Source organism: Arthrobacter sp. PvP103 (assembly GCF_017833075.1).
Lineage (GTDB): Bacteria > Actinomycetota > Actinomycetes > Actinomycetales > Micrococcaceae > Arthrobacter.
In genome coordinates, this window is record NZ_JAFIBQ010000001.1 from 3,590,578 (window position 1) to 3,613,868 (window position 23,291).

Below are 23,291 nucleotides of genomic sequence, written 5' to 3' on the forward strand. Positions count from 1 at the left end.
CCAGAACACTATAGGGCATTTTGCACAACAGTGAGAGGTGGCTCACAAACCTAAGCTGGTCCAGGGGAAAGCCGATAACTACTCACGAACGGACGTCAATGATGACTGTGCCTACACTTACCGGCCGGCCGCCGGCAGCTGCCCGCCGTCCGGGCCTTGCCGCGCAGTTGCTGCGCCGCAAGCCGATCGGCCAGATGGTCAGCGAAGCTGAAAACGGCCACGGCGGGACCAAGCTGGTCCGCAGCTTCGGAGTCCTGCAGCTGACCATGATCAGCGTGGGCGCCACGCTGGGAACCGGCATCCTGGTCATCCTCGGCGAATCGGTGCCGCTGGCCGGACCGGCCATCTGGATTTCGTTCGCCATCGCCGGCCTGGCCGCCCTGCTCTCCGCCGTCTCCTACGCCGAGATGGCCGGCCTGGTCCCGGTGGCAGGATCCAGCTACTCCTATACCTACGCCACCATGGGCGAAGGCATGGCCTGGATCTGCGGCTGGTGCCTGGTGCTGGAGTATGCAGTGTCCGTGGCCGCTGTGGCCGTCGGCGCCGGCCAGTACGTGAACGAAACCCTGGCAGTCTTCGGGCAGGTCCTGCCGGACGCCGTTTCGCAGCCGCCCGGCGACGGCGGCATCATGAACATCCCGGCCATGGTCATCGTGGTCCTGGCCACCATCCTGCTGGTCCGCGGCGCCCGGGAAAGCGCCTGGATCAACACCGCGATCGTGGTGGTCAAGGTGGCAATCCTCCTCTTCTTCTGTGCCGTGGCCTTTACGGCCTTCAACGCAGGCAACTTCGAACCGCTCCTGCCGATGGGCGCCGCCGGTGTCTCCGCCGCTGCCTCCACGGTGTTCTTCTCCTACATCGGCTTCGACGCCGCCTCCACCGCCGGTGAGGAAGCCCGCAACCCCAAACGGGACCTGCCGCGCGCCATCATGCTCTCCATGGTCATCGTCACCACCATCTACGTCCTCGTGGCTGTCGCCGCCATCGGCGCCCGTCCCTGGGGCTGGTTCGACGGCACCGAGGCAGCGCTCGTCAAGATCCTGGAAGAGACCACCGGGCAGCCCTGGATCGCGCTGGTCTTCGCCGTCGGCGCCGTCCTGGCCATCGCCAGCATCGTCCTGACTGTCCTCTACGGCCAGACCCGCATCCTGCTCTCCATGTCCCGCGACGGCCTCATCCCCAGGATCTTCGGACGCGTCTCCTCCCGAACCGGAACCCCGGTTGCCGGGACCGTAATCGTGGGCGTCCTCGTGGCCCTCACCGCCGGGCTGGTACCGCTTGGCGACCTCGCGGACGCCACCAGCATCGGAACGCTGTTCGCTTTTGCCCTGGTCAACGTGGCCGTCATCTACCTGCGCCGCAACCGGCCCGAACTGAAGCGCACCTTCCGCGTGCCGCTGTTCCCGCTGACGCCCATCCTCGGTGCCCTCATGTGCGCCTACCTCATGGCCAACCTCGGCGCCGACACCTGGGCGGTGTTCGGCATCTGGATGCTGGTGGGCCTGGCCGCCTACTTCGGCTACGGCCGGAAGAACTCCAGGGTGGCGGCGCTGGGCCACGAGGAATACCGTGAACTGAGCGGGCCCCAAGCTTCAACACTGTCCACCCCCGAACCGACGAAGGCAGACCTCTCATGACCATCGCCACCGAACTGCCGGCCAACGATCCCGCTGCGGCCCCGGGCCCGGAAGCCGCCGCCGCAGCGGCGCGGGCAGCTGACGCCCCCATCACCATGCTGAACCCGGACTTCCCCTTCAGCTATGACCACTACCTGGCCCACCCGGACGGCCTCGGCTCCGTCCCGCCCGAGCTGTACGGGACTGAAGTGGCAGTGGTCGGCGCGGGTCTGTCCGGCCTGGTCACGGCATACGAACTGATGAAGCTGGGCCTCCGCCCGGTCATCTACGAAGCGGACCAGATCGGCGGCCGGCTGCGGACCGCCAGCTTCCCGTCGGCCCCCGGGGTGGTGGCTGACCTCGGCGGCATGCGGTTCCCGGTGTCCGGCAAGGCGTTCTACCACTACGTGGACCTGCTGGGCCTGCAGACCCAGGAGTTCCCGAACCCGCTGGCCGCTGCCACCTCCAGCACCGTCATCGAACTGGCCGGACAGAAGCACTACGCAAGCACGCCCTCGGACCTGCCGCCGTTTTTCCGTGAAGTGGCCGACGCCTGGAAGGCCGCAGTGAACGACGGCGCCATGTTCGCTGAAATGCAGGACGCCATCCGGGCCCGGGACACAGCCAGGATCAAGGAGATCTGGAACGAGCTCCTGCCGCTGATGGACGAACAGACGTTCTACGGCTTCATCGCAGCCAGTGAGTCCTTCAAGGAAGCGGGCTTCGCCCACCGCGAGGCGTTCGGACAGGTGGGATTCGGGACCGGCGGCTGGGACACCGACTTCCCCAACTCCATCCTGGAAATCCTGCGCGTCGTATATACGGACGCTGATGACCAGCACCGCCTCATTGCCGGAGGAGCGCAGCGGCTCCCCGAGGCACTGTGGCAGCACACGCCGTCGGGCATGGCCCACTGGCCGGAAGGGACGTCACTGGCGTCCCTGCACTCAGGCTCACCGCGCGGTGCCGTGGACCGGATCAGCCGGGACGCCAACGGCGATCTCCGCCTCCGCGAACGCTGGGGCAGGGAAGCGAGCTACGCCGCGGTCGTCACCACGTGCCAGTCCTGGCTGCTGTCCACCCGGATCCACACCGAGGAAGCGTTGTTCCCGGCGGAGCTGTGGACGGCGATTGAACGCTCGCACTACATGCAGTCCTCCAAGACCTTCGTGATGGTGGACCGCCCGTTCTGGAAGGACACCGACCCGGACACCGGCCGCGACGTCCTGTCCATGACACTGACGGACCGGCTGAACCGCGCCACCTACCTGCTGGACAACGGGCCGGACAAGCCCGCGGTGATCCTGCTCTCCTACACCTGGAACGACGACGCCCTGAAATGGCTCGCGCTTGACGCGGACCAGCGGGTGGAGCTCATGCTGCATTCCCTGGAACAGATCTACCCGGGCGTGGACATCGCCAGCCACATCATCGGCCAGCCCATCACGGTCTCCTGGGAGGCGGACCCCAACTTCATGGGCGCCTTCAAGGCAAACCTGCCCGGCCATTACCGGTACCAGCAGCGGCTGTTCACCCACTTCAAGCAGGACAGGCTTCCGGAGTCCCAGCGCGGAATCTTCCTGGCCGGCGACGACGTTTCCTTCACTGCCGGCTGGGCCGAAGGCGCCGTTACCACGGGCCTCAACGCGGTGTGGGGAGTGGTGAACCACCTCGGCGGCCGCTCAGCGGCCGGGAACCCCGGCCCGGGGGAGCTGCTGGACGCGCTGGGACCGATCAGCCTGGACTGACAGTGGGTTGTTGAGCCCGCCGAAGCCTGTTTCCCGACGGGATCAATCAGCTGCTAGCCGGCATGGAGCTCCCGGTGCGCCTGCGCGAGTTCGCGGTAGTGCGCGGCGTTGCGCTTCACGCCGTCGAACTCCTCGTCGGTGAGCTCACGCCGGACTTTGGCCGGGACCCCGGCCACCAGGGAGCGCGGCGGGATAACGGTTCCTTCGAGCACCACCGCGCCGGCCGCCACCAGCGAGCCGGCGCCGATCACCGCACCGTTGAGGATGGTTGCGCTCATGCCGATGAGGCAGTCGTCCTCAACGGTGCACCCGTGAACGACGGCGCTGTGCCCCACGCTTACGCGGTCCCCGACGCTGCAGGGGAATCCCGGGTCGGCGTGCAGCACCACGTTGTCCTGCAGGTTGCTGCCCGCCCCCACGGTGATGGCGGCGGTGTCCGCGCGCACCGAGACGCCGTAGAACGCGCTGGCGTCCTCGGCAAGGGTGGCGTTGCCGATCACTGATGCGCTGGGGGCGACGAAAACGGAAGGGTGGACGTCCGGGCTGGTGCCGGCGAATGGATATAGAGGAGCCATGAGCCCAGCCTAGGACACCCGTCCCGTCAGCCTTCAGAGGAGGGCACCGCACCGCGGACTTTTTGCCTAGTGACGCCCCTGACGTGCCTCATTAACATTGGGCCATGGAACTACGGCGTTTGGACCTTCAAGGACTGCAGTTGCCAGGGCTTCACCTGCGGAAGGACAGATGGGGCGGGCTCAGCCGGTTCCGCCGGCTGATGCGCCGGATTGAACAGCTGGAGGCCCTTGACCCTGCTGTCCGTGCGGCCGAGCCGAAGGCCGGCCGCCTGGTCCAAAACAGGCATCTTCGCAGCTTCTTCCACGGCGACGCAACCGGTCTACCGGTCCACGGCGTCCTTACCGATCTGCCTTTCGGCGCATGGTTCATGGCCATGTTCCTCGACCTGTACCCGGATGAAGGGACCCAGCGGGCGGCAACCCGCCTGATGGGCCTCGGCGTCATCTCAGCAGTGCCCACCGCGCTGTCGGGATGGGCCGAGTGGGCTTTGGCCGACCGGCGAACGCAGCGGGTTGGCATCGTCCATGCGGGCTTGAACGCCGCGGCCGTGCTGATCTTCGCCGGATCTTGGGCTGCGCGGCTCCGGGGCAGGCGCAGGCTCGGCGTCGGGCTGGCGAGGTTCGGGGCACTCGTGGTTATCGCCGGCGCTTTCCTCGGCGGATATATGGGCAGCACCCGCAGGGGAGCGTAGACCCTCCCGGTTTTCCCAACCAACTCGCGCCCCGGCCTGACTCGCTTCCCCGACTGACTCGCACGTAACGTCGTCAATCGCGGGTTTCGCGACGTCAATTCCCAGTCAGTTGGGTCAGGCCAGGGGAGTGCGGAATACCAGGAACTGGTAGTGCTGCGTCCACTGGCCGGCACCGGGCCCGGATTCCGCACCCGCGCCCTCCGGCCAGGTGACGAATTCCTCGATCTCGCCGTGCCGGCCGAAGATCCGCCGGAGCGCCGCGTCGCTGCGCCGGCTGAAGAAGCGCGGGGGCTGGATCTCGTCCTCGGGGTTGAGTACTTCTTCATCGTCCCCGGACCAGAGCCCGACGGCGATCGGCGCCCCCGGCGAGGCCACCCGCACGAGTTCGCGGACGACGTCGTCGATGTCCCTGTTGGGAATGTGCAGCAGGGTGCTCATGGTCCACACCGCGGGGAAGGCGCAGTCGGCGAAGGGCAGGTTCCGCGTGCTGGCGACCGAGACATTCAGTCCCTTGGCCGTGGCGAGGCGCACCTGCTCTTCGGAGATGTCCACGCCCGTGTAGTGGATGCCGGCCTGGACAAACTTCAGCCCGTCGACCCCCGGGCCGGAACCGATCTCCAGCACGGCGTGCCTGCCTTCGGCCTTCAGCCGCGCAATGAACCGCTCCCGCTGCTGCACCCGCTGGGGTGTCAGCGGATGCTCCGGATGAAGCACGGCGCGCTGGTTGTAGAACGCGGCCAGCCGCTCCTCCCCGCTGTGGTGCAGCGCTGGGGGGTCCTCGCCGGCCTGTGCCACGTCCTGCCCGGCCTAGTTGAAGACGACGGTGCGGTTTCCGTCCAGCAGCACCCGGTGCTCGGCGTGCCATTGGACGGCCTGGGCCAGGGTGCGGCCTTCCACATCCCGGCCCATCTGCACAAACTGTTCTGCCGTGCGGCGGTGATCCACGCGGATGACTTCCTGCTCGATGATGGGCCCCTCGTCCAGGGCGGCTGTGACGTAGTGCGCAGTGGCACCGATCAGCTTCACGCCGCGGGCATGGGCCTGGTGATACGGCTTCGCGCCTTTGAAGGACGGCAGGAACGAGTGGTGGATGTTGATGGCCTTGCCGGTGAGCTCGGTGCACAGTTCGTTGGACAGGATCTGCATGTAGCGGGCCAGGACGGTCAGCTCAACGTCTTCCTCTGCGATGATCTTCCGCAGCTGGTCCTCGGCCTGAACCTTGGTGTCAGCGGTGACCGGGATGTAGTGGAACGGAATGCCGTAAAACTCCGCCAGCCCGGCCAGGTCCTCATGGTTGGAGACGATGGCGGGGATTTCGATGGGGAGGGTGCCGGAGCGCTGGAGGAACAGCAGGTCATTGAGGCAGTGCGCGGACTTGCTGGCCATCAGCAGTGTGCGGACCTTCCGGCCCGCGGGGTTCAGGCTCCACTGCATGCCGAAGGCCACGGCCACCGGCTCCAGCGCAGCGTGGACGTCTGACTGCGAAGCCGCAGTAGTGACCTCCACCCGCATGAAGAACGTGCCGGTGGTCTGGCTGCCGTACTGCTGAGAGTCCGTAATGTTGCAGCCGGCCACAAGCAGCGCGCCCGCTACGGCGTGCACGATGCCGGGCCGGTCAGGGCAGGAGAGGGTCAGTACGTAGGCGGAGGAAAGCTGGTCTTCAGTCACGAAGAACAGCCTACCCGCGCCGGAGGCTGTGCTTTCGACGGAATTCGGAAGGGTTTTGATAGTCTTAACCGGTCGCAACTGGCGTTGGATGGCTAACCATCAGGGAGCGGCACTGACGAAGACCACGGATCGTACGCCTGGGCCGAGGGTCATGTTTTGCCGGACGGCAGTTTAACCGCTGCCACACCCTGGCGTTGCCTTGCCCGTAACCAAGGGGCGGAGCCGCGTCACAGCCGGTAGCCTGACCTTAGCAGCGCCCATCCCTAGCCAGGAGTTCTTCGTGACCACTTCACCGACTTCCGTCAGCACTTCCTCGACCGTCAGTAACCTGCCGCTGGCTGAGCTCGACCCCGAGATCGCCGCCGTACTTGACCAGGAGCTTGGCCGCCAGCGCGGCACCCTGGAAATGATCGCTTCCGAAAACTTCGCCCCGCGCGCTGTCATGGAAGCCCAGGGCTCCGTCCTCACCAACAAGTACGCCGAGGGCTACCCGGGCCGCCGATACTACGGCGGTTGCGAATACGTGGACATCGCCGAGCAGCTGGCGATCGACCGCGTCAAGGACCTGTTTGGCGCCGAATACGCCAACGTCCAGCCGCACTCCGGTGCGCAGGCCAACGCAGCAGCGCTGTCCGCCATGATCACCCCCGGCGACAAGATCCTGGGCCTCTCCCTGGCCCACGGCGGCCACCTGACGCACGGCATGAAGCTCAACTTCTCCGGCAAGCTGTACCAGGTCGCCGCGTACCAGGTGGAGCAGGACAACTTCCGCGTCGACATGGACAAGCTCCGCGAACAGGCAATCGCCGAGAAGCCCCAGGTAATCATCGCCGGCTGGTCCGCCTACCCGCGCCACCTGGACTTCGCAGCCTTCCGCTCCATCGCCGATGAAGTTGGTGCACTCCTCTGGACCGACATGGCGCACTTCGCCGGCCTCGTCGCCGCAGGCCTGCACCCCAGCCCGGTGCCGCACTCAGACGTCGTCACCTCCACCGTGCACAAGACCCTCGCAGGCCCCCGTTCCGGTGTGATCCTGGCCAAGCAGGAATGGGCCAAGAAGCTCAACTCCAACGTCTTCCCAGGCCAGCAGGGCGGACCGCTCATGCACGTCATCGCAGCCAAGGCCGTTGCCTTCAAGATCGCCGGCACCGCTGAATTCAAGGAGCGCCAGGAGCGTGTCCTCGAAGGTGCCAAGATCATCGCCGACCGCCTGAACCAGGCTGACGTCGCCGAGGCCGGGGTTTCCGTGCTCACCGGCGGCACCGACGTGCACCTGGTCCTGGTGGACCTGCGCAACTCGCAGTTGGACGGCCAGCAGGCAGAGGACCTCCTGCACTCGGTGGGAATCACCGTGAACCGCAACGCCGTTCCGTTCGATCCGCGCCCGCCGATGGTCACTTCCGGCCTGCGCATCGGTACTCCCGCCCTGGCCACGCGCGGCTTCGGCGCCGAGGAATTCACCGAGGTTGCGGAGATCATCGCCACCGCCCTGAAGGCCGGCTCCGCCACCGACGTGGAAGCCCTGCAGGCCCGCGTGGACAAGCTCGCCGCCGACTTCCCGCTGTACCCGCAGCACGAGCAGTGGTGACCCCGTCCATGGCGCAGGCCGCGAAGATCCTTGACGGCAAGGCCGCCGCTGCCGCCATCAAGTCCGAGCTGGCTGAGCGTGTCGCCAAGCTGAAGGCCCGCGGAGTTACTCCGGGCATTGCCACCGTGCTCGTGGGCGCGGACCCTGCCTCGCAGTTGTACGTGTCCATGAAGCACAAGCAGTCCGTAGAGATCGGCATGAACTCGATCCAGCGTGAGCTTCCGGCGGATGCCACCCAGGCCCAGGTTGAGGCCCTCATTGACGAACTCAATGCGGATCCCACCTGCCACGGCTACATCGTGCAGCTGCCGCTGCCCAAGCACCTGGATACCGACGCCATCCTTGAACGGATTGACCCCGCCAAGGATGCCGACGGCCTGCACCCGACGAACCTTGGCCGGTTGGTGCTCAATGTCAGCGGCGAGATCACCTCGCCGCTGCCGTGCACGCCCCGCGGCGTCATCGAGCTCCTGGAGCGCAACGGTTACAGCCTCTCCGGCAAGCACGTCGTTGTGGTCGGGCGGGGTGTCACCATCGGCCGCACGATCGGGCTGCTGCTCACCCGGCGGTCGGTGAACGCCACCGTGACCCTGACGCACACAGGCACCGAGAACCTCTCGCAGCTCCTGCGGCAGGCGGACGTCATTGTGGGCGCGGCGGGTGCCAAGCACATTGTGAAGGCCGCGGACGTCAAACCGGGTGCGGCCCTGCTCGACGTCGGCGTCACCCGTGAAACGGATCCTGAGACTGGCAAGAGCAAGGTCCACGGAGACATCGATCCCGCAGCTGCCGAGGTAGCTGGCTGGATTTCGCCGAACCCTGGCGGCGTCGGTCCCATGACCGTGGCGCTGCTCATGACCAACGTGGTCGAAGCCGCGGAACGCAAGCTGGCAGCGGAAAGCGCCGGTACCGCCTAGGCCTGCCATCTTGAAGGAAGCCCGCAGGGCGCCTGCTCCCCAGGGAGCAAGCGCCCTGCGGGCTTTAAAGGGAGGCCTAGCGGCACTACCCCGGGACGCTTGCCGGCCATCCACATCGAATGGATTTTTTGAGATCCAGCTCTTTCTTTGTTCGAACGTGCGTACTAACGTTGTGTGGGTGCCTGAACTTGTGTCCAACGAAGAACTCTCAAGCAAACAAACCCGCAGCCAGACCCGGGGCGACCAGATGCAGTACGTCATCACCGCCGAAAACCTCACCAAGACGTATGGCGACGTCACCGCCGTCGACGGCATTTCCTTCAGCGTTCCGGCCGGCGAGGCCTTCGGACTGCTTGGCCCGAACGGGGCAGGCAAGTCCACCACCATGAAGATGATCGGCGGCGTTTCCCAGCGCACTTCCGGAAGCTTGTCCATCATGGGGCTGGATCCGGAAAGCCACGGCCCGGAAGTGCGCGCACACCTCGGTGTGGTGCCGCAGCAGGACAACCTCGACGAAGAGCTCAAGGTCCGCGACAATCTCCTTGTCTACGGCCGCTACTTCGGACTGCCCATGAGCTACCTCCGGCCCAAGGCCGACGAATTGCTGGAGTTCGCCCAGCTCACGGACAAGGCAAAATCCAAGGTCGACGCACTCTCCGGCGGCATGAAGCGGCGGCTGACCATTGCGCGCTCGCTGATCAACGAACCGAGGATCCTGCTGCTGGACGAACCCACCACCGGCCTGGACCCGCAGGCCCGGCACATCCTCTGGGACAGGCTCTTCCGGCTCAAGGAACAGGGCGTCACGCTCATCCTGACCACGCACTACATGGACGAGGCGGAACAGCTGTGCGACCGCCTCATCGTTGTGGACAAGGGACGCATCATGGCCGAGGGCTCCCCGTCCAGCCTGATCCGTGAATACTCCACCCGGGAAGTCCTGGAGCTGCGCTTCGGCTCGGAACGCAACGCCACGATCGGTGCTGAACTCGAGGGAATCGGAGAGCGGCTGGAGACGCTCCCGGACCGCGTACTGATCTACGCGCACGACGGCGAGGCGGCCCTGGAGCAGGTGTCCGCCCGCGGCCTGCGTCCGCTCACGTCGCTGGTGCGCCGGTCATCGCTGGAGGATGTCTTCCTCCGCCTCACCGGCAGGAGCCTCGTTGACTGAGCCGTCCGCACCCGCCGTGGCGGAGCCCGGCGGCCACGGAGCCGCCGGGCCTGCCACGCTACGCGCCCACTCGCCGGCCGTCTCAGCGGCCCGGGCCCGCCGCTGGGGATCTTTCTACTACGCGGAGCAGGTCCTCCGCGTCATGAAGGGCTACGGCTGGACCATCGTCATGTACGGCGTGGGCCAGCCTGTCGCCTACCTGTTCGCCATGGGCGTGGGCCTGGCCACCCTGGTGGACACCAACAGCGGTGCAGCGTTCGGCGGGGTCAGCTACCTGGCATTCATTGCCCCCGCACTGCTGATCTCGGCCGCCGTGATGACGGCCGCCAACGAATTCACGTTCCCGGTCATGGACGGCTTCAAATGGCGGCGCGTTTACTACGGGCCGCACGCTTCGCCGCTGACGCCGCAACAGATCGCGTCCGGCCACATCATGGCCGTGACGCTGCGGTTCCTGCTGCAGTCCGCCATCTACTTCGCAGTGGTGGCGCTCTTCGGCGCCTCACCCAGCGGCTGGGGCTGGGTGTCCATCCTGGTCGCCACTCTCGCAGGTCTTTCGTTCGGCCTGCCGCTGATGGCCTATGCCGCTTCCATCAAGGACGACAAGGGCCAGTTCGCCATGGTGATGAGGTTTATCGTGACACCGTTGTTCCTATTCTCCGGAACCTTCTTCCCGCTCGATACCCTGCCCCTCGCGGTGCGGTGGATCGGCTGGATTTCTCCGATCTGGCACGGCACCGAACTGGGCCGCGTCTTCAGCTACGGCTATGAGGAACCACCGCTGCTCACCATCCTGCACCTCGTGTTCCTGGTGGGCCTCTCCGTCGCAGGATGGATGCTCACCAAAAGACAGTTCGTCCGGAGGCTGGGGCAATGAGCATCCTGGCTGAAAGCCACGGCCCGGGAGGCCACAGCGTCACCGAGGCGGCGCGGAACCGCCATTTCGGGCCGTTGTACTCACGCAACGTCAAAGCCGTCATCGCGCGTGGCCTGATGGCCACCAAGAGCAGCAACTGGATGGTGATGCTCTCCGGCTTCTTCGAGCCGGTGTTGTACCTGATCTCCATGGGGGTTGGCCTGGGCGCGATCGTGGGTGCCGTACAGGGGCCCGGCGGCCAGGAAATCAGTTACGCCGCCTACATCGCACCGGCGCTACTGGCGGTCTCCGCAATGAACGGCGCCGTGTATGACTCCACGTGGAACGTCTTCTTCAAGATGAACTTCGCCAAGTTGTACCAGGGCATGCTTTACACCTCGCTGGGCCCGCTGGACGTTGCCATGGGGGAGATCTTCCTGGCTCTGCTGCGGGGCATGCTGTACGCCACCGGGTTCACCGCTGTCATGGGTGTCATGGGGCTGATCACTACACCCTGGGCCATCCTCATGATTCCCGCCTCGGTGCTGATCGCCTTCGGTTTCGCAAGCTTCGGCATGGGCATCACCAGTTTCATGAAGACCTTCCAGCAAATGGACTGGATCAACTTCGTGATGTTGCCGATGTTCCTCTTCAGCGCAACGTTCTACCCGCTGAGCGTCTACCCGCAGTACATCCAGTGGTTGATCCAGGCCATGCCGCTGTGGCACGGCGTGGAGCTGCTCCGGCAGATCAGCGTGGGAATTTTCACCCCCGCAACCGCCATCCACATCGGGTACTACCTGGTGATGATCGTGCTGGGCGTTATGCTCACGGCCGGTCGCCTGCGCAAGCTGTTCCTGAAGTAACGTTCGCCCGGGGTGGAAGCGTCCTTTCCCGTGCCCCGGGGTTTGAGACAATGGAGCCATGCGAACTTTGGGTAACCCTCACTCTGCGTCCAACCCGGCCAAGGGCGGGTTCTCCATGCTGCGAATCAGCGGCCCGGGAATGATGGTGTTTGTCGTCGCCTTCGTTGTGGCCGTCATCTTTGCCGCCAACCAGAACGACGTCGTCGGTTGGGTTGTGGCGGTCATTGCCGGCTTCTGGCTCGCGCTGGCAACGTTCGTCGTCTTCAGTATCCAGAAGGCAGCCAAGAAGGCGACCGCCAAGCTGAACGAGGCGCAGAACGCCTTCAACGCCGCGACCGGCCGGGCGCCGTCGTCGGGCAGTGCCGACCACGGCGGCACCCGACTGGTCCGGACCCGCAGCGAATCTGAAGAGGTCCGTGACATGAAGCTGGACCACTCCTTCAAGATCGTCCAGGTCCAGGTTCGCGTCGTGGAGCAGGAACGGGCCAAGGACGCCGCCGCGGACCAGGACACTATCCGCCGCGCCCTGGAAACCATCGAAATCACGGCCACCAATGCCAGGGACATGATCAAGTCCTCCGGTGGTGCTGACGAACCTGTCAGCGGAACCATCATCGACTAGAGTGGAGCGGGTGAGCTCGGCATTGAAGAAGGACCACCTTCGCATCGCATCAGTCAACGTCAACGGCCTCCGTGCTGCCTACCGGAACGGCATGGCGGAGTGGCTTGAGCCGCGCGAGGTGGACATTCTTTGCCTGCAGGAGGTCAGGGCGCCGGACAAAATCGTCCGTGAACTCCTGGGCGAGGGCTGGTTCGTCCTTCATGAAGAAGCCGAAGCCAAGGGGCGTGCGGGCGTGGCCATTGCCTCCCGTACCGAGCCGCTGGCCACCCGTCCGCACATCGGAGACGACTACTTTGCCACCGCCGGCCGCTGGGTTGAGGCCGACTTCCGTTTGACGGACGCCGCCGGGGCCCCGGTCCAGCTGACGGTGGTGAGCGCCTATGTTCACTCCGGAGAGGCCGGGACCCCCAAGCAGGACGACAAGTTCCGCTTCCTGGACGTAATGGAGAACCGTCTTCCCGAGCTGGCAAAGCACAGCGACCACGCCCTTGTGGTGGGTGACCTGAACGTGGGCCACACTGAGCTGGACATCAAGAACTGGAAGGGCAACGTCAAGCGGGCCGGCTTCCTCCCTGAGGAACGCGCTTATTTTGACCGCTTCTTTGGCGAAGACATCGGATGGAGGGATGTCCACAGGGGCCTGGCGGGAAACGTCGACGGCCCCTACACCTGGTGGTCCCAGCGCGGCAAGGCCTTTGACACCGACACAGGCTGGCGCATCGACTACCACATGGCCACTCCCGCCCTCGCAGCCGCCGCCATTTCGGCGACCGTGGACCGGGCACCGTCATGGGACACCCGCTTCTCCGACCACGCACCGCTGGTAGTGGACTACCAGCTCTAAGCCCGAAGGTTTTTCGCACAATGACTAGCTCGACTTCCACGGTGACCAAGAAACGCATCCTCTCCGGTGCCAAGCCCACAGCGGACTCGCTGCACTTGGGCAACTACATAGGCGCCGTCCGCAACTGGGTGGACATGCAGGCTGAATACGACGCCGTGTTCTTCATTCCTGACCTCCACGCCATCACCGTGGACTTCGAACCGGCAGAATTGGCCAAGCGCACCCGTGTGGTGGCTGCCCAGTACATTGCGGCGGGCATCGACCCGGATAAGAGCATCTTCTTCGTCCAGTCCCATGTTCCCGAGCATGCCCAACTGGCCTGGGCGCTGAACTGCATCACCGGCTTCGGCGAGGCCTCGCGCATGACGCAGTTCAAGGACAAGACGCAGAAGTCGGGCGCGGACTCCGCAACGCTTGGCCTGTTCGCCTACCCGACCCTGATGGCCGCGGACATCCTCCTGTACCAGACCGACCTCGTCCCGGTCGGCGAGGACCAGCGGCAGCACCTGGAGCTGACCAGAAACCTGGCCCAGCGCTTCAATACCCGCTTTGGCCACACGTTCACGGTGCCCGAGGCCACCATCCTGAAGGCCACCGCCAAGATCTACGACCTCCAGAGCCCGACTGCCAAGATGTCCAAGACAGGCGGATCGCCCCACGGTTCCATCCAGCTCCTGGAGGACCCCAAGATCGCCGCGAAGCGCATCAAGTCCGCAGTGACTGACACCGGAACGGAAATCCGGTTCGACGCCGAAGCCAAGCCGGGGGTTTCCAACCTGCTCACCATCTACTCGACGCTCACCGGGAAGTCCGTGCCCGAGCTCGAGGCGGAATACCAGGGCAAGATGTACGGCCACCTCAAAAAGGACCTCGCGGACGTCATGGTGGACTTCATTACGCCGCTCAGGGACCGGACCAATGAACTGATGGCGGATCCGGCGGAACTGGACAGGCTGCTGGCCCAGGGTGCCGAACGCGCCCGGGAAATCGCGTCCGTGACCCTCGGCCAGGTCTATGAGCGCATGGGCTTCCTGCCGTCCCTCACCCTCGCAGGAGTCCGCTAGGCCCATGTCATCAGCCAGCAAAGTCACAGCAAACGAAACCTCCCCTGCATACCGCGGAGAGGGAAAATTCGTTGGCGCCGATGATGACGCTGCCATGATCCGGGGCACAGCGCCACGCAAACGGCAAGCCAGGACCGACGAGATGAGCGTCGGTGTCATCCTGGGCTTCCCGCCGGACATTGCCGAGGAACTCCAGCGCTGGCGGGCATCGTTCGGGGACCCCATGGCCGGCGTCATTCCTGCCCACATCACGCTGGTCACCACCACTCCCACCAAGGACTGGGAGGCCACACGAAGCCACGTCCGCGAGGTCGCGCGCAGGCAGCAGCCGTTCACCGTCACCATCGCGGGTACCGGATCGTTCAGGCCCGTGTCCCCGGTGGTTTTCCTCAACGTCGAAGACGGCTTCGGGCACTGCGTCAACCTGCACGAACAGCTGCAGACCGGGCCGCTGGAACGCGAACTGCCCTTTGCCTACCACCCGCATGTGACCATTGCCCACGACGTGGCGCCGGAGAGCCTGGACGAGGCCGAAGCGGTCCTGAAGGATTACCGGGCCACGTTCCCTGTGGTTAGCATGGGGCTGTACGAGCACGACATCAACGGCATTTGGCAGCTACGGGAAGAACTCGACTTTGGCATCGAAACTGACCCCACCGGAGGCACGTCCGGCACTAGCGGCCCAGGCGGCGCACGCCGGCGATAATCCTCCGCTTCCCACGGAGCGCGCCCGGCTGAAGCTGGAAGTGAGCCGGAAGAAGGTCGAGTGGAGCAGGGCGCGCAGGTCCGGCAGCGGCGCCTTGGCCGGCCTGTCCGCCATGTTCCAGTGGCTGCTTGCGCGCCTCAATTCTTTCCGTCCCATGCGTGCCTTCCAGCACTACAACCTGCAGCACGGTCCGCTCATGGCGGCCGGTATCGGCTTCAGGATGTTCTTCTCCATCACGGGTCTGCTGGCCACCGGCCTTTCCCTCGCCGGTCTCGTGCTCAGCGGGCAGCCGGCCCTGCTGGATCAGGTCATCAAGAGCATTGCCAAGGCTGCGCCCGGCCTCATGAAGGTCGACGGCGGCGAGGGGCTGGTGGACCCCTATCAGCTGCTGAACCCCTCGGGACTGGGCTGGGCCGCGGTGATCGCAGCCGCAGTGACGGTTTTCACAGCCCTGGGCTGGATCAGCGGCATCCGAGACGGCGTGCGGGGCATGATGCAGCTCGGCCCCCGCGGGATGAACCCGGTCCTGCAGATACTGCGGGACGCCGGCATCTTGCTGCTGCTCGGCGTGGCACTGGTGCTGAGCGCCGCCGCCTCGCTGATTTTCGGTACCGCAGCCGGGTGGGTTACTGAGCAGCTGCAGCTCGATCCGGTGATGGCCTGGCCGCTGACGACGGCCATCAAGGTGGGCGTGCCGCTGGCGCTGGGCTGGGTGACCGCGCTGATCATGTTCCGGCTGGCGGCGGGCCTGAAACTTTCCCGGCAGGCCCTGCTTGAAGGAACCATCCTGTCTGCCGTGGGAACCACGGTGCTACAGATCTTCAGCACTGAGCTGCTTGCCAGCGCCGGACGCAACCCGATTCTTGCGCCCTTCGCGATCATCATCGGGCTGCTCATCTGGTTCAACCTTGTCAGCCAGGTCTATTTGGTGTCAGCGGCCTGGTCGGCCGTCAGGGAAGAGGACCTGAAGACGTCGGACCTCCCCCGAAAGAAGGTCCTGGGTTCGCGCCGCCTGCCTCCCCAGACCTGACGGGCCCCGCGGCTTAAGGCGCAGCCACCAATCCCTCCCAGGCCACCGTCCAGTCGGCCGGGAATCCGGGGGCATGCCGCCCGGGGCCGTTGTCCCAGCCTGCCGCCATCAACGCCGCGGCGGCAAGGAGCCCGCCATTGCCGGGCAGATAGAGCGGCAAGGAATCCGTTTGGCGGTTGTGGCCGTTTGGGAGCACTACGTTCTTGCCGGCAGCCAGCAGCAGGGAGTCGACGGCGGTCTCCGGGTCTTCGAGGCGGGCTGCGGTCATGGCCATGACAGGGTAGTCCCAGCCCCACGTGCTGTCCCAGTCCCAGCCTGCCAGGACGTCGGCGAGCGTTGCCCGCATGACGTCCGTGTCGATCAGGTCCGTCTTCGGCAGGACCCCCAGGGCGCAGAGCATCGAGGGGTGGTCGGTGCGGATCGTGAAGGGTTCCACGTCGATCGCAGCGTAGACGCCGTTGACGATGCGCGGGGACACCAAGGCGTCGGCAACTTCTGTCCAGGCGTCGACGGGTTCGAGTCCCAGCCGTTCGCGCCACTCCGATGCGATCCGGAGACCCCACTGCCAGTAGGCAAGCTCGAAGGTGGGATTCGTGACCGTTGCGCGCATCGACCCGTAGCTTTCCTGGGCAGGAACCAGGGGCGGCCCCAGTTCGAACCCGCGGGCCGTGGGGTGGGCGAAGCCGGCCATGAAATCGGCGGATTCGAAGACGATCTCGGCGAACTCCTCCAGAACGTCCCGGGAGGGATTGGCCCGGTAGACGAGTTCGGAGAGGTGGATTGGGTGCGGTTGCTGCCAGATAAGGAATGTCCCGATGGGGCTGGGGCTCTCCCTGCCCTCAGGGCCGACCTGCTTGGGCCAGCGAACGCCGTCGAAGCCCTGGGCCTTTGCGGTCCGGCGCGAGCTTTCCAGGACGGTGGAGTACCACCGCAGCGACGGAAGCAGGAGGTCCGCGCGGTTCCAGAGGGCAAAGTGCGCCGCGTGCCACCAGTGCATTTCCAAGTGGAAGCGGCCGCGCCAGGAATTGCAGACCAGGCCGGTTTCCTGCGGCGGGAGCGACCCCGAGCAGTTGACGGCCGTGAGGTATTGGGAGAGGACTATCCGCCGCTCCAGCTCCTTCGCCCCGGGATCGTCCGTCGCGTCAAGCTCAATGGCCCCGCCCGAGGTCCAGAACTGCGGCCAATAGGCCTCCGATGCGGCGATGGCACTGCTGCCCGCGGAAAGCCCGACGGCGCTCCCGCCTGCAGCCCCCTGCCCGGGTGTGGGGGCTACCCGTGTCAGCCTGTTGTTACCCCGCGGAATGCAGTCGCCGTCTCCGGCGGAGATGAAGGCGATGGAGAGATCGAGGAGGCCAGGTTTGTCCCTGCCGGCCGGTGCCTCGGGAACGATCCGGAGGCTGTGCGGGGCGGCCTGTTGCACGCTCACGTCCCGCCCTGAGATCACCACGCGGTACCGGGCGTTGTCGAGTTGGCGGCGGACCGTCCAACTGGCGGCTCCGGGATCCGCGGCCGGCGCTACCGGCCCCTCCAGGAAGGTGCTGTGGGCGTTCTCGCGGTTCCAGTCGGCGGCGTCGTGCCACGCTTCAGAGCCGTACGGGAAGCTGACGCCAACCATCAGGCCCTTAGCGAGAGCGGGTGAATCCACCCGGATCCCGAGTTCGTCCCGATCGGGGTGGCACGCGGTGGTGACCGTTACCGGGTGGCCGCCCAGCGTGAAACTGCTGGTCACCACTCCCGTCCACAGATCGAGCGTTTGCACGGCACCGGAAAGGTCGGCTTCGGTGAGGGCACGCTCTGACCCGTCGTCCGCCCAGCGGAAGCCTATGCGTGCCAGGTCGAGGCGGTGGGGGTTGGCCCGGAGCCAGGTTTCCGCCCGGGAGGCGTCAGTCTCGCGGTCGTTGACGATGTCGCCCGCCATGTCCACGTACGGAACCGGCCCGCGGGGCGAGTCGTAGAGGACCGTCGATCCGGCGAGCCCGTACGGGCGGGGAGGAGGACTGGCATGCCATCCCCACTGCGCCTGCGTGCCGAGCAGTGTCCCCGGTGGCAGATCATCGCGTGCCCCGACCGGGTAGGCATCCGGCAGCGATTGGAGTCCGGTCAGATCCACGGTGAAGGCGAACTCCCCGTTGCCGACGGACACCGGGCTTTGCGGATCGAGATTCTCCTGCCGAACGTTGTGCCGGCGGACCAGTGCCTTCCTGTCGATGGCGTCGGCGGGTGTGGTGGCGGATTCCGATGGGCCGCTGATGCTCTGGCTATGCACGCTGCATGCCCTCCTGGGCTGTCTGCTTTGACTGCTGCTGGGTCTGATCCGGCGATATTAGAAACCGGTTTCCGAAACGATTCAATCGTTGTCCCTCCGACGAGCGGTGTCAACCCGTGCGGCACGCTGGGGTCTATTGACGCCGGAAGGGCCTCTTGATACGTTTCAGGAACCGTTTTCTGACAGCTAAGGATGTCTGCCCAATGGCGCGTATAACTACCCGAACCCTCCGCAAAACGATCGCCGTAGTTTCTGCGCTGAGCCTGCTCGGCCTCACAGCGTGTTCCAGTCCGTCGACCAACCAGCCCGAGGACGGCAACGTTGAAATCCGCTTCTCCTGGTGGGGCAACGCGGGCCGCGCCGAGCTGACCAACAAGGCCATCAAGGAGTTCGAAGCCGCCAACCCCACCATCAAGGTCAAACCTGAGTATGGGGACATTAGCGGCTACTTCGACAAACTGGCCACGCAGATGGCCGCCAACGATGCACCCGACGTGATCACCATGGGCGGCGCCTATCCGGCCGAGTACGCCAACCGCGGCGCACTGCTGGACCTGTCCAAGGTCAGCGGCTCCCTGGACCTCTCCAAGACGGACCAGGGAGCCCTGGAGAACGGCCAGGTGCAAGGCAAGCAGTACGGGGTCTCCACCGGAGCCAACGCGTTGGCGATCGTCGTGAACCCCGGCGTCCTGCAGGCCGCCGGCGTTGCGCTTCCGGATGACAGCACGTGGACCTGGGATGATTTCGCCAGGCTGGCTGCCGACGTGACAGCCAAGAGCCCCTAGGGCACCTATGGGACGGCAACCGTCCTCACGCACGATTCGCTGGACGCCTTTGCCCGCCAACGCGGCGAGTCGCTCTACACCCAGGACGGGCAGCTCGGACTGGGCAAGGAGACGGTGCAGGACTACTTCGACTACTCGGTGAAGCTGAGTGAATCGGGAGCTGCGCCCGGTGCCTCGGAGACCGTGGAAAAGCTAAACGTCAGCACCGAGCAGACATTGATGGGCATGGGCAAGGCCGGGATGATGCTCACGTGGAGCAACTCTCTCGCCGCACTCAGCAAGGCCTCGGGGGCGGACCTGAAGCTTCTTAGGCTCCCCGGCGAAACCCCGACCCCGGGCATCTGGCTGCAGTCTTCGCAGTTCTACACGATCTCTGCCCGCAGCAAGCACACCGATGCCGCCGCGAAGCTGGTGAACTTCCTGGTGAACGACGCATCCGCCGCAAAGATTATTCAGAGCGACCGCGGCGTGCCCAGTAACTCCGGAATGCGCACTGCGATCCAGGACATGCTGACGCCGCAGGGCAAGATCGAGGCAGCTTACATCGACCAGATAGGCAAGATGGACTTTGCGCCTACCTTCATTGGCCCCACCGGTTCAACAGCCGTCTCCGAGATCACGGCCCGCATCAACACCGATGTCCTGTTCAAGCGGCTCTCGCCGGAAAAAGCCGCGGAGCAGTGGATCAGCGAAAGCAAGGCGGCCATCGGCAAGTAGCTCGCCGCTACCGCCCGGCGTCGAGGTACTGGTCGGCCCAGGCGGAAATGATCTTCGCAGCCCGGGCGGCCTGACCCTTGCCGGTCAGCAGGTGGTCACTCCCTTCCAACGAGACGAAGCTGCGCGGGTGCCGTGCCGTCTGGAAGATTGTGCTGGCATTTTCGATTCCCACTGTGTTGTCCGTGGGGGAGTGGAGCACCATCAGGGGCTTTCCGAGCCGCTTGATGCAGTCGGTCAGGTCCGCGTTCTCCAGGTCCTCCACGAAGTGCCGGCGGATTTCCACGCGCTTGCCGCCCAGGTCCACCTCCGCGCTGCCTTCGTTGAGGATCCGGTCCAGCGCTGCATCAAACACATGGGCCACGTGCTTGGGTGAGAACGGGGCTCCCACGGTGGCCACGGCGTCAAGCTCCGGAATCTCCTTTGCCGCCGCCAGGACGGCGGCTCCGCCGAACGAATGCCCCACCAGCAGCGAGACCGGCCGTCCTTCGGCGCGCATGAACTCCGCTGCCTTGACGGTGTCCGCCACCTTGTGGCTGAAGGAGCCTTCGGACCAGTAACCGGCGGAATCGCCCAGCCCCAGGTTGTCGAAGCGGAGCATCCCCACCCCGTTGTCGGCCAGCGCCTTGCACATCCTGGACGCCGACGGGCTGTCCTTGCCCAGCGTGAACCCGTGCGAGAACACACCCCAGCCCTTCACCGGGCCTTCCGGCATGTCGACAATGCCGGAGAGCAATTCGCCGGTGGATCCTTCGAAACTGACTTTTTCGGACCGGGACATGGGGACCCTTTCGTTGGGTGGCGCTAAAGTGCCTTGAAACGACGACGGCGCCCCCACCTGAAAGGTGAGAGGCGCCGTCGTCGTGGTTTTCGTGGTTAGCGGGTGCTAGATCTTGCGGGAGAGGATTGCCTGCTTGACCTCTGCGATGGCCTGCGTGACCTGGATGCCGCGGGGGCATGCTTCGGTGCAGTTGAAGGTGGTGCGGCAGCGCCACACGCCTTCCTTGTCGTTGAGGATCTCCAGGCGCATGTCGCCGGCGTCATCACGGGAATCGAAGATGAAGCGGTGGGCGTTGACGATCGCTGCCGGGCCGAAGTACTGGCCGTCGGTCCAGAAGACCGGGCAGGACGACGTGCACGCGGCGCACAGGATGCACTTGGTGGTGTCGTCGAAGCGCTCACGGTCCTCGGCGGACTGCAGGCGTTCCTTGGTGGGCTCGTGGCCCTTGTTGATAAGGAACGGCATGACTTCACGGAAGGACTGGAAGAACGGCTCCATGTCCACGATCAGGTCCTTCTCCACCGGCAGGCCCTTGATGGGTTCCACGGTGATGGGCTTGGTCGTGTCCAGGTCCTTCAGCAGGGTCTTGCACGCGAGGCGGTTGCGGCCGTTGATGCGCATGGCGTCGGAACCGCAGACGCCGTGGGCGCAGGAGCGGCGGAAGGAGACGCTGCCGTCAATTTCCCACTTGACCTTGTGCAGGGCGTCCAGCACGCGGTCGGTGCCGTACATGGTGACCTTGAAGTCGTCCCAGGTGGCTTCCTCGGAAACCTCAGGGTTGTAACGGCGCACGCGCAGGGTGACGTCGAATGTCGGGATCTCTCCGCCGCCTCCGATGTGCGCGGGCAGTTCGATCTTTGAGGCTGGCTCAGCAAGTTCGGCGGACATCTTAGTACTTCCTCACCATCGGCTCGTAGCGGGTAAAGACAACCGGTTTGGTGGCCAGGCGGATGCCGGCAATTGCTTCCGCAGAGCCGTCAGCCGGGGCGTGGTCGTCCTTGTACGCCATGGAGTGCTTCATGAATTTTTCGTCGTCACGTTCCGGGAAGTCCTCGCGGAAGTGTCCGCCGCGGGACTCCTCCCGGTGCAGGGCTGCAACCGTCATGACCTTGGCCAGTTCCAGCAGGAAGCCCAGTTCAACGGCCTCGAGCAGGTCAAGGTTGAAGCGCTTGCCCTTGTCCTGGACGCTGATGCGCTTGTACCGCTCTTCGAAGGACTCGATGTCCCTGAGGACCTGGTTCAGCGTGTCAGCCGTGCGGAACACCTGCATGTTGGCGTCCATGGTGTCCTGGAGTTCCTTGCGGATCACGGCCACCTTCTCGTCGCCGGTGCCGTTGCGGGCGATGTCCAGCAGTTCGATGGTGTACGCCTCCGGGTCGGCCGGGAGGTCGACGAAGTCAGCCGTCTTGGCGTACTCCGCGGCGGCGATGCCGGCGCGCTTGCCGAACACGTTGATGTCCAGCAGCGAGTTGGTGCCCAGGCGGTTGGAGCCGTGAACCGAAACACAGGCCACTTCGCCGGCCGCGTAGAGACCCGGCACCACGGTGTCGTTATCCTGCAGGACTTCGGTGGTGATGTTGGTCGGGATGCCGCCCATGGCGTAGTGCGCCGTCGGGAACACCGGAACCGGCTCCGTGTAGGGCTCAACACCGAGGTATGTGCGCGCAAACTCGGTGATGTCCGGCAGTTTGGCGTCGATGTGCGCGGGCTCGAGGTGGGTCAGGTCAAGGAGCACGTAGTCCTTGTTCGGTCCACAGCCGCGGCCTTCGCGAACTTCGTTCGCCATGGAGCGGGCCACGATGTCACGCGGTGCAAGGTCCTTGATGGTGGGGGCGTAGCGCTCCATGAAGCGCTCACCCTCGGAGTTGCGCAGGATGGCGCCTTCGCCACGCGCGGCTTCCGACAGCAGGATGCCCAGGCCGGCAAGGCCGGTCGGGTGGAATTGGAAGAACTCCATGTCCTCCAGGGGAATGCCGCGGCGGAACGCAATGCCCATGCCGTCGCCGGTCAGGGTGTGGGCGTTGGACGTGGTCTTGAAGACCTTGCCGGCGCCGCCGGAGGCGAACACCACCGACTTGGCCTGGAACACGTGCAGTTCGCCGGAAGCGAGGTCGTAGGACACGACGCCGGCGACACGCTTCTGCTTGTACGGCGTGCCGTCTTCGCGGACTGCGTCTTCCTCAACCGTCAGGAGGTCCAGGACGTAGTACTCGTTGTAGAACTCAACGTTGTGCTTGACACAGTTTTGGTACAGCGTCTGCAGGATCATGTGGCCCGTGCGGTCAGCCGCGTAGCAGGCCCGGCGGACAGGGGCTTTGCCGTGGTCACGGGTGTGGCCGCCGAAGCGGCGCTGGTCAATCCGTCCTTCCGGCGTGCGGTTGAACGGCAGGCCCATTTTTTCCAGGTCCAGCACGGCGTCGATGGCTTCTTTCGCCATGACCTCGGCCGCGTCCTGGTCCACCAGGTAGTCGCCGCCCTTAATGGTGTCGAACGTGTGCCACTCCCAGTTGTCTTCCTCGACATTGGCCAGTGCCGCACACATGCCACCCTGCGCCGCACCGGTGTGCGAGCGGGTGGGGTAGAGCTTGGTCAGTACTGCTGTGCGCGCGCGCTGACCGGATTCGATCGCGGCGCGCATGCCAGCGCCACCGGCACCGACGATGACGACGTCGTACTTATGGACCTGCATACCAGACGCTCTTTCTCTCAAAATTCGCTATAAAACCACGGGCGGGCGGAGCCTGCACCGTAAAACCGTCGGCCCGCTCAGTGCGGGCACGGC

20 protein-coding genes and 1 pseudogene are annotated in these 23,291 nt (G+C 65.4%); 14 read left to right on the top strand and 7 right to left on the bottom strand.

Annotated features, from left to right (window positions below; translation table 11 throughout):
* Positions 1–101: 101 nt before the first annotated feature.
* Both JOE41_RS16560 and JOE41_RS16565 read left to right on the top strand, forming a co-directional pair.
* Positions 102–1,637, top strand: a complete 1,536-nt coding sequence (locus tag JOE41_RS16560; protein ID WP_043430421.1) for an amino acid permease — start codon at positions 102–104, stop codon at positions 1,635–1,637.
* The gene (locus tag JOE41_RS16565; RefSeq protein WP_209752999.1) at positions 1,634–3,364 is read left to right on the top strand and encodes an NAD(P)/FAD-dependent oxidoreductase; all 1,731 of its coding nucleotides are present in this window, start codon (positions 1,634–1,636) and stop codon (positions 3,362–3,364) included. Before JOE41_RS16560 ends, JOE41_RS16565 begins: the two co-directional genes overlap by 4 nt.
* A 53-nt stretch (positions 3,365–3,417) precedes the next feature.
* Here JOE41_RS16565 and JOE41_RS16570 read toward each other — a convergent pair whose 3' ends face one another.
* Positions 3,418–3,939, bottom strand: coding sequence for a gamma carbonic anhydrase family protein (locus tag JOE41_RS16570; RefSeq protein WP_011690972.1), 522 nt, complete (start codon positions 3,937–3,939; stop codon positions 3,418–3,420).
* Positions 3,940–4,043: 104 nt separating this feature from the next.
* On the opposite strand from JOE41_RS16570, the gene JOE41_RS16575 reads away from it, so the two are divergent.
* Positions 4,044–4,631, top strand: a complete 588-nt coding sequence (locus tag JOE41_RS16575; RefSeq protein ID WP_209753000.1) for a DUF2231 domain-containing protein — start codon at positions 4,044–4,046, stop codon at positions 4,629–4,631.
* A 114-nt stretch (positions 4,632–4,745) separates the two neighbouring features.
* Here the strand turns inward: JOE41_RS16575 and JOE41_RS16580 are convergent, their stop codons facing one another.
* Complete coding sequence (locus tag JOE41_RS16580) at positions 4,746–5,426, bottom strand: class I SAM-dependent methyltransferase (RefSeq protein ID WP_209753001.1); 681 nt, start codon at positions 5,424–5,426, stop codon at positions 4,746–4,748.
* Positions 5,427–5,438: 12 nt separating this feature from the next.
* Positions 5,439–6,299 (bottom strand): formyltetrahydrofolate deformylase, encoded by an 861-nt coding sequence (purU, locus tag JOE41_RS16585; RefSeq protein WP_011690975.1) that lies wholly within the window; start codon positions 6,297–6,299, stop codon positions 5,439–5,441.
* Between the two features lie 280 nt (positions 6,300–6,579).
* On the opposite strand from purU, the gene glyA reads away from it, so the two are divergent.
* From glyA to JOE41_RS16635, 10 genes are all read left to right on the top strand, one after another.
* A complete protein-coding gene (gene glyA, locus JOE41_RS16590; RefSeq protein ID WP_307800715.1) occupies positions 6,580–7,887 on the top strand; it encodes a serine hydroxymethyltransferase in 1,308 nt (435 codons plus the stop codon).
* A gap of 8 nt (positions 7,888–7,895) precedes the next feature.
* A complete protein-coding gene (locus JOE41_RS16595) occupies positions 7,896–8,804 on the top strand; it encodes a bifunctional methylenetetrahydrofolate dehydrogenase/methenyltetrahydrofolate cyclohydrolase (RefSeq protein WP_209753661.1) in 909 nt (302 codons plus the stop codon).
* Between the two features lie 247 nt (positions 8,805–9,051).
* A complete protein-coding gene (locus JOE41_RS16600; protein ID WP_043430427.1) occupies positions 9,052–9,975 on the top strand; it encodes an ABC transporter ATP-binding protein in 924 nt (307 codons plus the stop codon).
* Positions 9,968–10,852, top strand: a complete 885-nt coding sequence (locus tag JOE41_RS16605) for an ABC transporter permease (protein WP_245200744.1) — start codon at positions 9,968–9,970, stop codon at positions 10,850–10,852. Before JOE41_RS16600 ends, JOE41_RS16605 begins: the two co-directional genes overlap by 8 nt.
* Positions 10,849–11,697 carry an ABC transporter permease gene (locus tag JOE41_RS16610; RefSeq protein WP_209753002.1) on the top strand — a complete coding sequence of 283 codons (849 nt, stop codon included), beginning with the start codon at positions 10,849–10,851 and terminating at the stop codon, positions 11,695–11,697. The genes JOE41_RS16605 and JOE41_RS16610 overlap by 4 nt, the downstream gene beginning before the upstream one ends.
* 58 nt (positions 11,698–11,755) lie before the next feature.
* The gene (locus JOE41_RS16615) at positions 11,756–12,319 is read left to right on the top strand and encodes a hypothetical protein (protein WP_011690981.1); all 564 of its coding nucleotides are present in this window, start codon (positions 11,756–11,758) and stop codon (positions 12,317–12,319) included.
* A 10-nt stretch (positions 12,320–12,329) separates the two neighbouring features.
* Positions 12,330–13,163: an exodeoxyribonuclease III gene (locus JOE41_RS16620; protein ID WP_043430432.1), complete on the top strand. Its 834-nt coding sequence runs from the start codon at positions 12,330–12,332 to the stop codon at positions 13,161–13,163.
* Positions 13,164–13,183: 20 nt separating this feature from the next.
* Complete coding sequence (gene trpS / locus JOE41_RS16625; RefSeq protein WP_011690983.1) at positions 13,184–14,227, top strand: tryptophan--tRNA ligase; 1,044 nt, start codon at positions 13,184–13,186, stop codon at positions 14,225–14,227.
* Between the two features lie 94 nt (positions 14,228–14,321).
* Positions 14,322–14,933, top strand: a complete 612-nt coding sequence (locus JOE41_RS16630) for a 2'-5' RNA ligase family protein (RefSeq protein WP_156810772.1) — start codon at positions 14,322–14,324, stop codon at positions 14,931–14,933.
* On the top strand, positions 14,863–15,963 hold the full coding sequence (locus tag JOE41_RS16635) for a YihY/virulence factor BrkB family protein (RefSeq protein WP_209753003.1): 1,101 nt from the start codon (positions 14,863–14,865) through the stop codon (positions 15,961–15,963). The genes JOE41_RS16630 and JOE41_RS16635 overlap by 71 nt, the downstream gene beginning before the upstream one ends.
* Before the next feature lie 13 nt (positions 15,964–15,976).
* Here the strand turns inward: JOE41_RS16635 and JOE41_RS16640 are convergent, their stop codons facing one another.
* The gene (locus JOE41_RS16640; RefSeq protein ID WP_209753004.1) at positions 15,977–18,229 is read right to left on the bottom strand and encodes a hypothetical protein; all 2,253 of its coding nucleotides are present in this window, start codon (positions 18,227–18,229) and stop codon (positions 15,977–15,979) included.
* Between the two features lie 203 nt (positions 18,230–18,432).
* Here JOE41_RS16640 and JOE41_RS16645 point away from each other — a divergent pair.
* Positions 18,433–19,731: pseudogene (locus JOE41_RS16645) on the top strand (ABC transporter substrate-binding protein).
* A gap of 7 nt (positions 19,732–19,738) precedes the next feature.
* On the opposite strand, the gene JOE41_RS16650 reads toward JOE41_RS16645, so the two are convergent.
* From JOE41_RS16650 to sdhA, 3 genes are all read right to left on the bottom strand, one after another.
* On the bottom strand, positions 19,739–20,509 hold the full coding sequence (locus tag JOE41_RS16650) for a S9 family peptidase (protein WP_011690988.1): 771 nt from the start codon (positions 20,507–20,509) through the stop codon (positions 19,739–19,741).
* Between the two features lie 105 nt (positions 20,510–20,614).
* Positions 20,615–21,397, bottom strand: a complete 783-nt coding sequence (locus tag JOE41_RS16655; protein ID WP_011690989.1) for a succinate dehydrogenase iron-sulfur subunit — start codon at positions 21,395–21,397, stop codon at positions 20,615–20,617.
* Between the two features lies 1 nt (position 21,398).
* The gene (gene sdhA, locus JOE41_RS16660; protein ID WP_011690990.1) at positions 21,399–23,198 is read right to left on the bottom strand and encodes a succinate dehydrogenase flavoprotein subunit; all 1,800 of its coding nucleotides are present in this window, start codon (positions 23,196–23,198) and stop codon (positions 21,399–21,401) included.
* Between the last annotated feature and the right edge of the window lie 93 nt (positions 23,199–23,291).